This window comes from Neobacillus sp. MER 74, from assembly GCF_023714155.1.
The window spans coordinates 110584-123031 of sequence record NZ_JAMAUV010000007.1 but is presented as its reverse complement, the minus strand read 5'-3'; the positions used below and the strand labels follow the sequence as shown (position 1 = coordinate 123031).

General features: G+C 39.3%; 11 protein-coding genes and 1 other annotated feature. Of the genes, 10 read left to right on the top strand and 1 reads right to left on the bottom strand.

Going from position 1 to position 12448, the window contains the following annotated elements; genetic code table 11:
• Window positions 1-24 precede the first annotated feature (24 nt).
• The 4 genes from nirD to M3610_RS14065 all read left to right on the top strand — a co-directional run bounded on the left by nirD (window position 25) and on the right by M3610_RS14065 (window position 4028).
• Window positions 25-348 carry a nitrite reductase small subunit NirD gene (nirD, locus tag M3610_RS14080; protein WP_098574634.1) on the top strand — a complete coding sequence of 108 codons (324 nt, stop codon included), beginning with the start codon at window positions 25-27 and terminating at the stop codon, window positions 346-348.
• Between the two features lie 25 nt (window positions 349-373).
• Window positions 374-1150, top strand: coding sequence for a uroporphyrinogen-III C-methyltransferase (cobA, locus tag M3610_RS14075; protein WP_251459906.1), 777 nt, complete (start codon window positions 374-376; stop codon window positions 1148-1150).
• 229 nt (window positions 1151-1379) lie between these two features.
• Window positions 1380-2621, top strand: coding sequence for an ATP-binding protein (locus M3610_RS14070; protein WP_251459905.1), 1242 nt, complete (start codon window positions 1380-1382; stop codon window positions 2619-2621).
• Window positions 2622-2699: 78 nt separating this feature from the next.
• Window positions 2700-4028, top strand: coding sequence for an MDR family MFS transporter (locus M3610_RS14065; protein WP_251459903.1), 1329 nt, complete (start codon window positions 2700-2702; stop codon window positions 4026-4028).
• A 63-nt stretch (window positions 4029-4091) separates the two neighbouring features.
• On the opposite strand, the gene M3610_RS14060 is transcribed toward M3610_RS14065, so the two are convergent.
• Complete coding sequence (locus M3610_RS14060) at window positions 4092-4604, bottom strand: gamma carbonic anhydrase family protein (protein WP_251459901.1); 513 nt, start codon at window positions 4602-4604, stop codon at window positions 4092-4094.
• Window positions 4605-4911: 307 nt separating this feature from the next.
• Between M3610_RS14060 and pruA the strand changes: the two genes are divergently transcribed.
• The 6 genes from pruA (at window position 4912) to M3610_RS14030 (ending at window position 12200) form a co-directional block, all read left to right on the top strand.
• On the top strand, window positions 4912-6456 hold the full coding sequence (pruA, locus tag M3610_RS14055) for an L-glutamate gamma-semialdehyde dehydrogenase (RefSeq protein WP_251459899.1): 1545 nt from the start codon (window positions 4912-4914) through the stop codon (window positions 6454-6456).
• A 71-nt stretch (window positions 6457-6527) separates the two neighbouring features.
• A complete protein-coding gene (locus M3610_RS14050; protein WP_251459897.1) occupies window positions 6528-7733 on the top strand; it encodes an ornithine--oxo-acid transaminase in 1206 nt (401 codons plus the stop codon).
• A gap of 75 nt (window positions 7734-7808) precedes the next feature.
• Window positions 7809-9074, top strand: coding sequence for a Glu/Leu/Phe/Val family dehydrogenase (locus M3610_RS14045; RefSeq protein ID WP_098574756.1), 1266 nt, complete (start codon window positions 7809-7811; stop codon window positions 9072-9074).
• Between the two features lie 89 nt (window positions 9075-9163).
• Window positions 9164-9418: a biotin/lipoyl attachment domain-containing protein gene (locus tag M3610_RS14040; RefSeq protein ID WP_098574627.1), complete on the top strand. Its 255-nt coding sequence runs from the start codon at window positions 9164-9166 to the stop codon at window positions 9416-9418.
• Window positions 9419-9619: 201 nt separating this feature from the next.
• Window positions 9620-9864: a binding site (T-box leader), on the top strand.
• A gap of 90 nt (window positions 9865-9954) precedes the next feature.
• Window positions 9955-11220, top strand: coding sequence for a threonine ammonia-lyase IlvA (gene ilvA, locus M3610_RS14035; protein WP_098574626.1), 1266 nt, complete (start codon window positions 9955-9957; stop codon window positions 11218-11220).
• A 260-nt stretch (window positions 11221-11480) separates the two neighbouring features.
• Window positions 11481-12200, top strand: a complete 720-nt coding sequence (locus M3610_RS14030; protein WP_098574625.1) for a YebC/PmpR family DNA-binding transcriptional regulator — start codon at window positions 11481-11483, stop codon at window positions 12198-12200.
• Window positions 12201-12448: the final 248 nt, after the last annotated feature.

The window sequence follows — 12448 nt, the reverse complement described above, 5'->3', positions numbered from 1 at the left end:
ACAGCTAAAGGAGGAAATCATCCAATGATTAAGAAAAACGTAGAAGTGGTGTCAATCGGATCTGTAAAGGACCTGCCAGAGCGATTAGGTAAAACTGTTATTGTCGGGGAAAAGGAAGTAGCAGTTTTCAAATTATTAAACGGAACCATTCGTGCTGTAGAAAATCGATGTCCGCACAAAGGAGGGGTTCTGAGCGAAGGCTTGGTAAGCGGAGAATTTGTATTCTGTCCAATGCATGATTGGAAGATATGTTTGGATAATGGAAGAGTACAAGAGCCGGATTCCGGCTGTGTGAAAACCTATCAAACGAAAATAGTTGGGGAAGAAGTGTTTCTCCTCATTGAATAGTTCACAAAAAGGAGGTCAGGTTCATATGACCGATAAAAAGGGAAAAGTTTATATTGTTGGAGCCGGGCCTGGCGATCCTGAATTAATCACGATTAAAGCAATGAAATGCCTAGAGCAGGCCGATGTTATTTTATATGATCGATTAGTCAACCCGGTGTTACTAAGTTACGGTAAGGCTGATACTGAGTTGATTTATTGCGGGAAGGAGCCGGGGAACCATTGTGTTTCCCAGGACTCCATCCATGAGATATTACTCGAAAAAGCCAAGGCTTGCAAAACGGTCGTTCGTTTAAAAGGAGGCGATCCGTATATTTTTGGCCGCGGTGGTGAAGAAGCCGAAGTATTAATGCAAAATGGAATCGAATTTGAAGTGGTTCCAGGGATCACATCTGGCATTGCTGCTCCAGCTTATGCGGGAATACCAGTCACTCACCGTGATCTGAGCCGATCCTTTGCTATGGTTACAGGTCATTGTTTGAACGGTCAACCCAATAATATACGCTGGGAACATCTCGCCCACGGCGTTGATACTTTGGCTATTTATATGGGTGTCAAGCATCTTCCATTTATCTGTGACCAATTACTAGCCTGCGGCAAGGATTCGTCTACACCGATTGCTGTTATTGAACAAGGGACAACAGGGAACCAACGAACAGTTGTTGGTACACTAGAGACAATCGTTGAAGTAGTAACAGAGAAACGAATGACCAATCCAGCCATGATTGTAATCGGAGAAGTGGTGAAACTATCGGATAAACTATCGTGGTTTCCTGAAAAGGTTAAAGACGAGATACTTTTATAAGGGATTTTGGAGTTTATAATGAATATTATAGACTCTTTTTTTTGCCTATAAATCTGACAATCTAGAATGAAGTGCAAAATTTTTTAATGGTAATCAATTATTTCCATTGAATTTAGGTAGATTTTTTTGCTATTTCTCTCCATAATAATATTTATTGATTTTAATAGAGGAATAAATCAAATTATGTCGAATTTCATAAGTAAATATACCTAAATAAGAGGGCTGAACCATGAATAAATCCGGTCAAATTATCCTGGTGCTGATTTCGATTCTTTTTACCAGCTACCAAAAGATTTTCGATCATCTACCTTTTTTCTCGATTGATTTTTTTCTGTTTACCCTAATTGCCTGGGTGGTGGGATGGCAATATGACAAGGCACGCTACTATGAAAAAAAGGCCCGTGCGAGTGAAGAAAGCTATAAGAAATTGATCGATTCATTGCCTGCACCTGTCTATGTTACGCGGAATCATAAATTAGTATATGTAAATAAAGCAGCGCTTAGCATGATTGGTGCTGGGAACCTTAAAGATTTGACGGGGAAGTCCATCTTGGATTTTATTGCTCCTGAATATAGAAGCCGGATGCTTGAACGATTTAAACAAATAAAGAAAGAAAAGCAGCCTGTTCACACCATTGATTACAAAGCCAAGCGATTGGATGGATCCACTTTTTTATTTGAAGTATCTTCTTTATTGATCGTTTTTGGTGGGGAAGAAGCCATCTTGTCTATTGGGAAGGACATAACTGAAAAAAGTGAAGAAACTGAACGCCTCATTCAAAAGTCTGAAAAATTAGCGCTGTTAGGTCAAATGGCAGCGGGAATAGCCCATGAAATACGAAATCCTCTCACCTCGATCAAAGGTTTTATTCAACTGTTAAAAACCAGCACCCAGAAAGAGGAATATTTTGAGATATTGTTATCTGAACTCGACCGAATCAATGAAATCGTCGGGGAATTTCTGGTCCTGGCCAAACCTTCTGCAGCCGTCTATAAGACACAAGATATTAGAATCCTCTTAAAGGATGTCATCACCTTAATAAACAACCAATCACTTTTGAATAATATTCAAATCAATATAGATTTTGATCATGATTTGCCGTTGATCAGCTGTGAGGAAAATCAATTAAAGCAAGTGTTTTTAAATCTACTTAAAAACGCGATGGAAGCTATGCCTAAGGGTGGATCTATCCATGTGGCCGTAAAAGAAAAAGAAGAGGGAAAAATATCGATTCAGATTATCGATCAAGGGATCGGTATCCCGCAAGAACGGATTTCTACTCTTGGAGAACCATTTTATACAACTAAGGAAAAAGGAACGGGTCTCGGCTTAATGACCTGTTACAAAATAATCGAAGGTCATAATGGGACGCTAAATATTTATAGTAAAATGAATGAGGGAACAACAATTGAAATCATTTTACCAACGATTACTCAGCCGTTATTGAAGATGGAAGTGAGCCATTCTTAGTGAATGGCTTGTTCTATGTAGATGAAAAAATGATAAACTATCCTATAGATAGTCGATTAATTGGTTTTGGAGGAAATTATGAAAAAGAATATGTATGTATTTTGGGGTCTAGTCATCACGACGTTAATTTCAGCACTAGATGCTAATATTATGCAAACAGCCAGTCCGACCATTGTCAAACAACTTGGTGGCATGGAGTTATTTGCATGGATATTTGTTGTTTATATGTTAGCTAGCACTGTTACTGTGCCGTTATACGGTAAATTATCGGATATGTATGGCCGGAAAAACCTGTTAATGTTTTCCGTGGGCTTATTTACACTAGGTTCCATTCTTTGTGGGATGGCGAATTCCATGGTCACGCTGATTATATTTAGGGGAATTCAAGGTTTAGGTGCAGGTGGGATGATTCCACTTTCCATGATCATCGTAGGTGATTTGTTTACGATTGAACGTCGCGGGAAAATTCAAGCGGTTTTTAGCAGTATTTGGGCCATCTCATCTATTGTTGGTCCCATACTAGGATCTTTCTTTGTGGAAGCATTAACATGGAGATGGATATTCTTTATAAATATTCCCATCGGTATTGCCAGCGTGCTTTGTTTGCTGCCCTATAAAGAACAGATGGAATTTAAGAAAACACATATTGACTATAAAGGTTTCTTCTTATTCGGGATTTCTATTACGCTATTATTGTTATCTACTAATATAGAACACTCTATCTGGTTATTGATTCTAGGAGTCATTGGTTTAATTGTCTTTGTTTTAATAGAACGAAAAGAATCCCATCCGTTCCTGCCTGTTTCATTATTTAGGAACATGGGAATTCTGATGACGAACCTTTTCATGTTAGTTTATTGTTTGGCCTTTTTTGGAACATCTAACTTTATTCCTTTGTACCTGCAAGAAGGCAGTCACATGAGTATTTATAAAAGCGGGCTCATCCTGCTAAGTATTGCCGTTGGCTGGTCTTTCGGAAGCACCCCTGCGGGAAAGTGGATCCTTCGCTTTGGGTATAAGCTCCTTTTTATTATTGGAAGCCTCATCACAACAGTTTCAGGCTTAGCATTATATTTGTTCATCACAGATATATCTTATGTTAGCTTGTTTATCATCTTAACAATCCAGGGTGTTGCTTTTGGTTTGTTGTTTGCAGTAGGAACAATTGCATCCCAAGAATTTGCTGAAGCCCACATCAAAGGGATGTCCACCTCATTGCAAATGTTTTTAAAAAATATCGGAACTTCCATCGGAGTTACTGTTATGGGACTGATCATCAATCAAGCTGTAAACATCCATGTTGGAATGAAAAATTTATTTCTATATGCACTGATATTAAGCCTAATTAATATTGTAATAAGTTTCTTTATCCCTGCAAAAACAACCTCTTCAAGTAAGAGTACCTAACCTATATGTTTGATAAACTGCCCTTATGAATCCTTCATGAGGGCAGTTTTTTTCACTATTAATCTATTTAAGAATTTCCTTAAATTCTTTCCCCTTCTGGACATAGTGATCGCTAGACATCTGCAGCAGGTCCAGGTCCTTTTGGGTTATTTCTCTGACCACTTTACCTGGAGACCCCAACACTAGGGAACGAGGAGGAATTTTAACTCCGCCAGCTAACAGTGTATTGGCCCCAATAATACAATCTTCACCAATCTCAACATTATCTAAAAGCGTCGAACCCATTCCAATAATGCATCGCTTCCCAACCTTACAGCCATGCAGAATAACATTATGGCCAATTGTCACGTCATCTGCAATTTCGACCGGGAACCCTTCGAACAAATGAATTGTTGAATTATCTTGAATACTGCACCGTTCACCGATGATAATTGGTCCATCATCCCCGCGTAGTACCGCGTTAAACCAAACGGATGAACCCTTTCCAATTCTTACATCACCAATTAAATAGGCACCGGGTGCTACAAATACTGAGTCATGGACAACAGGGGAAATACCTTTGTAAGGGATAATCAAATCAATCTCTCCTTTTAACTATCAGAATTATCTTTCTATTAATCTAAATATACCATGAAAAAATGTCCTAGAAGGGTTTTTATTATCAATTCGAATCTATTTTCGTTAAAATTGAATTTTTTGCATCTATTTTTAATAATAGAATCTGCAAAATGCCAAAAAATTTTGCGTATGCTGATTAATTATTTATTTTGCGCAAAATCTATTTGCACCAAATCCAATGAAAACCCTTTATATATGCAAAATACAAGTTGGCACGTAACTTGCATATATAATTGATGTAGCAAACGACAAGGGGGAACAACCATTGAAAACATATTCACATGAACCATTTACAAACTTTGAAGATGAAAAAAATAAACAAGCCTTCCAAGAGGCACTGGCCTTTGTACAAACACAGCTTGGCAAGGATTACCCAGTTGTTATCGGTGGAGAACAGATTACAACTGAGGAAAAAATTATATCTATTAATCCAGCAAATAAAGAAGAAATTATTGGTCGAGTGTCGATGGCAGACCAAGAACTAGCAGAAAAGGCGATGCATGCCGCATTAACCACATTTGAAACGTGGAAAAAGTGGAGACCAGAACATCGTGCCAACATTTTATTCAAAGCAGCCGCCATTTTGCGCCGCAGGAAACATGAGTTTTCAGCTTATCTAGTGAAAGAAGCCGGAAAACCATGGAAGGAAGCGGATGCAGATACAGCCGAGGCGATCGACTTTATCGAGTATTATGGCCGTCAAATGCTTCAATTAAAAGAAGGTTCACCGGTAAATAGTCGAAATGGGGAATTCAACCAGTACAACTATATCCCACTAGGTGTAGGAATTATTATTTCACCTTTCAACTTCCCATTAGCGATTATGGCAGGAACAACCATTGCAGCAATAGTTTCGGGTAATACAGTTCTTCTTAAGCCAGCCAACTCAACACCAGTAGTTGCCGCAAAATTCGTTGAGTTAATGGAGGAAGCAGGTCTTCCAAAAGGAGTGTTAAACTTTGTGCCAGGTAGCGGTGCGCAAATTGGTGATTACCTTGTTGATCATCCAAAAACACGCTTTGTATCCTTTACAGGTTCACGTGAAGTAGGCTGCCGTATTAATGAACGGGCCGCGAAGGTTCATCCAGGTCAAAAATGGATCAAACGTGTGATAGCTGAAATGGGTGGTAAGGACACAGTGGTTGTTGATAATGATGCTGATTTAGATTTAGCTGCTTCAAGCATTGTTTATTCCGCTTTCGGTTTTTCAGGACAAAAATGTTCTGCAGGTTCTCGTGCAGTCATTCATCAGGATGTGTATGACGTCGTGCTTGAGAAAGTTGTGGCACTAACAAGAACACTTACGCTTGGAAATCCTGAAGAAACCACTACTTATATGGGACCTGTTATTGATGAAAAATCGTTCAAAAAAATCATGAATTATATGGAAGTAGGCAAGCAAGAAGGCCGACTTATGACGGGCGGCGAAGGTGATGATTCTAAAGGGTACTTCATCCAGCCGACAATCTTCGCTGATTTAGATGAAAACGCACGCCTTATGCAAGAAGAAATTTTCGGACCAGTTCTTGGTATGTGTAAAGCCCGTGACTTTGACCATATGATGACCATTGCTAATAATACGGACTATGGTTTAACGGGTGCATTGATTTCAAATAATCGCGAACATATTGAACGCGCACGCGAAGAATTCCATGTCGGAAACCTATATTTTAACCGCACTTGTACAGGTGCGATTGTTGGATACCAACCGTTTGGCGGTTTCAATATGTCTGGAACAGATTCGAAAGCAGGCGGTCCAGAATATTTACTGCTTCATATGCAAGCGAAAACAACATCTGAAACACTTTAATAACTACATCATTGATCCCTCGGGTGGTTTAGGAACTCAACCTACCCGAGGTAAATAGAGGAGGAACTATCATGACAGTCTCAGAAACTACTAAAACGAATCAAATTATTGAACAAACACATAAATTCGGTGCCAATAACTATCATCCACTGCCAATCGTCATTGCGAAGGCGGAGGGTGTTTGGGTGGAAAGTCCAGAAGGAAACCGTTACATGGATATGCTAAGTGCCTATTCAGCAGTGAACCAAGGACATCGTCATCCAAAAATCATTCAAGCATTGAAAGACCAAGCAGATAAGGTCACACTTACTTCTCGTGCTTTTCATAATGATCAACTCGGACCATGGTACGAAAAAATTTGTCAATTAACCAATAAGAATATGGCCCTCCCAATGAATACGGGTGCAGAAGCGGTTGAAACGGCACTTAAAGCAGCCCGTCGCTGGGGTTATGATGTAAAAGGCATCGCTGAAAACCAAGCAGAAATAATTGCCTGTGTAGGAAATTTCCATGGCCGGACGATGGGTGCTGTTTCCTTATCATCAGACCCGGAATATAAGCGCGGCTTTGGGCCAATGCTGCCTGGAATCAATTTAATTCCTTATGGTGATCTTGAAGCATTGAAAGCCGCCATCACACCAAACACAGCTGCATTTTTAATTGAACCAATTCAAGGTGAAGCCGGGATTATCTTACCGCCAGAAGGCTTTTTGAAAGCGGCATCAGATTTATGTAAGGAAAACAAGGTATTGTTCATTGCGGATGAAATTCAAGTGGGCTTAGCGCGGACAGGTAAAATGTTTGCCTGCGATTGGGAAGACGTAAATCCTGATATGTTGATCTTAGGTAAAGCATTAGGCGGCGGGGTATTCCCAATTTCCTGTGTCGTGGCAAATTCTGATGTATTAGGTGTATTTAATCCAGGGTCCCACGGGTCAACGTTTGGAGGAAATCCATTAGCATGTGCGGTATCACTTGCTGCTTTGGAAGTGATTGAGGATGAAAAACTAGCGGAACGCTCGCTAGAATTAGGCAAATACTTCTTTGAAAAATTACAGTCCATTACCAATCCAAAAATTAAATCGGTAAGAGGCAAAGGGTTATTTATCGGGGTTGAACTTGCAGAAGCTGCAAGACCATACTGTGAGCAATTAAAAGAAGCAGGTTTATTATGTAAAGAAACCCATGACACAGTGATTCGTTTCGCACCACCACTTACCATTACAACAGAAGAAATCGATTGGGCCTTTGAAAAAATCAAAACGGTTTTAAGCTAATTTAAAAATATATAAAACTATAAACTATTATACTACGGGGTGTCAGGCATGTCAGTGAAACCAATGGTAACTGAAATGGAAAAACAACAACAAGAAGAACAAGAATCTTTAAATCTATTCAATTCAACACAAACGATCATCCAACAAGCTTTATCTAAATTAGGCTATAACAACGAAATGTATGAATTATTAAAAGAACCAATTCGTTTATTAACTGTCCGCATACCAGTAAAAATGGATGATGGTTCTGTCAAAATATTTACAGGCTATCGTTCTCAGCATAATGATGCGGTTGGTCCAACAAAAGGCGGTGTCCGTTTTCATCCGGAAGTGGATGAGGAAGAAGTAAAAGCGTTGTCCATTTGGATGAGCTTAAAGTGCGGAATTACTAATCTTCCGTATGGCGGCGGGAAAGGCGGGATCATCTGTGATCCTCGCAACATGTCTTTTAGAGAGCTTGAAAGCTTAAGCCGCGGCTATGTCCGGGCGATTAGCCAAATTGTTGGCCCATCGAAAGACATTCCTGCACCCGATGTTTATACCAATTCACAAATCATGGCATGGATGATGGATGAATACAGCCGTTTACGTGAGTTCGATTCACCAGGTTTTATTACTGGGAAACCAATCGTCCTCGGCGGATCACAAGGTCGTGAAACAGCCACTGCACGCGGTGTAACAATTTGTATTGAAGAAGCATTGAAGAAAATTGGTAAGGAACTTCAAGGAGCGCGCGTTGTCATTCAAGGCTTTGGGAATGCCGGAAGTTACTTGGCAAAGTTTATGCATGATTCTGGGGCGAAGGTAGTTGCCGTTTCCGATGTATATGGTGGTATTTACGATCCAAACGGACTAGATATTAATTACTTACTGGACCGAAGAGATAGTTTCGGTACCTTCTCAAAGCTCTTCAAAAACACAATCACCAACCAAGAACTACTAGAATTAGATTGTGATATTCTTGTTCCGGCAGCCATTTCAAACCAAATCACTGCCAAAAATGCGGCCAATATTAAAGCACCTATTGTCGTCGAAGCAGCAAATGGACCAACAACACTTGAAGCAACAAGAATTCTTACTGAACGTGGAGTCATTCTTGTACCAGATATACTTGCAAGTGCAGGCGGAGTAACTGTCTCTTATTTTGAATGGGTGCAAAATAATCAAGGATATTATTGGACCGAAGAAGAAGTAGATGAAAAGCTTATAAAAGTAATGGTTGATTCTTTTGAAAATATCTATCAAACAGCTAAAACACATCAAGTAGATATGCGATTAGCAGCATATATGGTTGGTATCAGAAAAGTTGCTGAAGCGTCTCGTTTCAGAGGATGGGTATAAAAGAAATTATTAGACGAATCTCCCAACGTTTGGATGGAGAAATCTTGATCTGTTCAATGACTGTAAGAAACTAAAAAGGAGTGAAGAAATTGTCAGTAACGGAAGAAGCTATCTTCAGTCCATGTTCTGGTACTGTAGAAACTGTTTTTACCGAGGAAAATAATCATGTATATGAGTGGGAGAAATTGTTTTTAATAAGAACCCAGAACGGTAGAATGGAAGAGGTTTCAATCGGGATAAGCGGGCATATCACCTCTTTACCTGTCAAAGAGGGTCAAGAAGTAAACACTCAAACCGTCCTAGCAACCATCCAAGATGATTTGATAATTACAGGATCTGAATAAAGTACTTCATTTCTATTAAAAAACTCTTTTCGTCATTCGAAAAGAGTTTTTTATATTTTTGCTGCCGGCTTAAAATAAGGTAATAACAGTGTTAAAAGTGGCTTGAAGAGATGTAAGCGCTTTATAATTAACAAAATAATTAAAATAGTCAAAATATATTGACAGGTTATTTTTTCAGTGGTAACCTTATAAAAAATTGAAGAAGAATCAATGATGAGAAGAGTAGGGTAAGTCCTTGTTCCACAGAGAGTCGACAGTTGCTGAAAGTCGATGTCAGGACGTATTCGAAGATCATCTCGGAGATGTGTAGCTGAAACGATGGAGTAAGCTAGACCGGAATGTCCGCCGTTACAATGGAACGCGTACCAGAGTGGTACGTTGATCGAGAGCTGTAGTGTTGGTTGCTGCAGAAGTAGGGTGGTATCGCGAGTTCACTCGTCCCTATATTATGGGGGCGAGTTTTTTGTGTTTAAAAATAGTAGTTGAACTTATTAATTTTACTTGATGGATGCAAAAAATTAGGAGGGAAAAGGAATATGAGTCAACAAGTTGATAAGAAAGTGTTTAATGTGGAGGATATTATTATTGCCAGCCATAACATTAAGGATGAAATTGCACCAACTCCCCTGCAATACAATCACTTGTTATCAGAACGATATGGCTGCCATGTCTACTTAAAACGAGAGGATTTACAAAGCGTTCGTTCCTTTAAAATCCGCGGTGCATATAATCGGATTAAAAAATTGAATGAGGATGAGTTAAAGAACGGAATTATCTGTGCAAGTGCAGGTAATCATGCACAGGGGGTTGCTTATTCCTGTCATCTCTTAAATATCCATGGGAAAATCTTTATGCCAAGTACCACACCAAAACAAAAGGTAAACCAAGTGAAATTTTGGGGCAAGGAAGATGTTGAGATTGTTTTGATTGGAGATACTTTTGACGATGCCTATGAAAAAGCAATGGAATGCAGTCAATTAGAAAATCGGACCTTTATCCATCCTTTTGATGATCCCGACGTGATTGCCGGACAAGGGACAGTGGCCGTTGAATTGCTCAATGATTGCCCGGAGAAAATTGATTACCTTTTTGGTGCCATTGGCGGTGGAGGGCTAATGTCAGGAGTCGGTACATACCTTAGACACTATTCTCCACAAACTCTATTAATTGGGGTTGAACCACAAGGAGCACCTGGCATGAAGGAATCCTTTTTAAAAGGGGAAGTAACCTCATTAAAAGAAATCGATCCATTCGTGGACGGGGCAGCGGTAAAGACAGTAGGTACGTTAACTTATAATATTTGTAAGGAGATCGTTGACGATATTCTTGTTGTTCCTGAAGGCAAGGTATGTACAACACTCTTATCCTTATACAATGAAAATGCCATCGTTGTGGAACCGACTGGAGCACTTTCAGTGGCGGCCTTGGATATGTATGCTGAGGAAATTAAAGGCAAGACGGTGGTCTGTATCGTCAGTGGCGGAAACAACGATATTGGCCGAATGCAGGAAATTAAAGAGCGTTCAAAAATCTACGAAGGATTGCAGCATTATTTCATCGTCAATTTCCCGCAGCGTCCAGGTGCCTTACGTGAGTTTCTGCTTGATGTTCTTGGTCCAAACGACGATATTAGCCATTTTGAATATACGAAGAAGAATAATCGTGAAACGGGCCCAGCATTAGTGGGAATTGAGTTGAAGGATAAAGGAGATTATTCGCCATTGATTGAACGCATTAAAGCAAAAGGATTTTTATATCGTGAAGTCAATAAGGACAGTACCCTGTTTCAAATGTTGGTATAGTTCCATACTTTTTGGAGAGGTCGGACGTGACGGTTCGACCTCTTTTTGGCGTTAAAATGGGATTCAAATCAACTTCTTACACTATTTTGCTTAATAGACTCTTAACAAATGATGCAATTAAGGTATAATATTATTTGTCAATGATAGAAACATCAATAAATTATGAACTCCTAATTATTATTTTGTACTTTGCTGTTGATACAGCTTAGTCCATAATACTAATTTTGTGTAGATTCAAAAGTGGAAAGAGAGTGTTCAGAATGGGACGTAAGTGGAACAATATTAAAGAAAAGAAAGCTTCAAAAGATGCAAATACTAGCCGTATTTACGCTAAATTTGGAGTGGAAATTTATGTTGCAGCAAGACGAGGCGAACCTAATCCTGAATCCAATCAGGCTTTAAAATTCGTGCTCGAGCGTGCAAAAACATATAATGTACCAAGACACATTATTGACCGTGCGATTGAAAAAGCAAAAGGCGGATCAGAGGAAAGCTACTCTGAACTTCGTTATGAAGGATTCGGACCAAATGGATCAATGGTTATCGTTGATGCTCTAACAAATAACGTAAATCGTACCGCATCAGATGTACGTGCGGCATTTGGTAAGAACGGCGGGAACATGGGCGTAAGCGGCTCTGTAGCTTATATGTTCGATGCAACGGCGGTTATCGGTGTGGAAGGTAAAAACGAGGAAGATGTGCTTGAATTACTAATGGAAGCGGATGTCGATGTACGAGACATTATTGAAGAAGAGGATTCTGTGATTGTCTACGCTGATCCAGAACAGTTCCATGCGGTTCAAGAAGCCTTTAAAAATGCAGGAATTACTGACTTTACCGTTGCAGAACTAACAATGCTTGCGCAAAATGAAGTAACACTCCCTGAAGACGCACAAGCTAAATTCGAGAAAATGATTGATGTATTAGAGGACCTAGAAGACGTTCAACAAGTGTATCACAATGTTGACTTAGGTGAATAAGCATTAAAGCAGACCTGTACAATACAAGATCAATTGGTCAAATAAAATATAAAGATGTCACATATTAGCTCTATAAATATGTGACATCTTTTTTTGTTTTTTTATTGAATTGTCATAAGAATAATGACGATTGTCCAGACCAGTCTTGTCCTATGACAATATAATAAAATGTACTTATCAGATAATGGAGAATAAAACTGGTAAAGATACATCCTTCACTAAAAAACCTTTAAAGATAGGATGACAAA

What these genes read in the sequence shown, in the direction of transcription:
- M3610_RS14030 (WP_098574625.1), top strand. Translation starts at nt 11,481, where the DNA reads ATGGGACGTAAGTGGAACAATATTAAAGAAAAGAAAGCTTCAAAAGAT.
- M3610_RS14070 (WP_251459905.1), top strand. Translation starts at nt 1,380, where the DNA reads ATGAATAAATCCGGTCAAATTATCCTGGTGCTGATTTCGATTCTTTTT.
- cobA (WP_251459906.1), top strand. Translation starts at nt 374, where the DNA reads ATGACCGATAAAAAGGGAAAAGTTTATATTGTTGGAGCCGGGCCTGGC.
- nirD (WP_098574634.1), top strand. Translation starts at nt 25, where the DNA reads ATGATTAAGAAAAACGTAGAAGTGGTGTCAATCGGATCTGTAAAGGAC.
- M3610_RS14050 (WP_251459897.1), top strand. Translation starts at nt 6,528, where the DNA reads ATGACAGTCTCAGAAACTACTAAAACGAATCAAATTATTGAACAAACA.
- M3610_RS14045 (WP_098574756.1), top strand. Translation starts at nt 7,809, where the DNA reads ATGGAAAAACAACAACAAGAAGAACAAGAATCTTTAAATCTATTCAAT.
- M3610_RS14065 (WP_251459903.1), top strand. Translation starts at nt 2,700, where the DNA reads ATGAAAAAGAATATGTATGTATTTTGGGGTCTAGTCATCACGACGTTA.
- ilvA (WP_098574626.1), top strand. Translation starts at nt 9,955, where the DNA reads ATGAGTCAACAAGTTGATAAGAAAGTGTTTAATGTGGAGGATATTATT.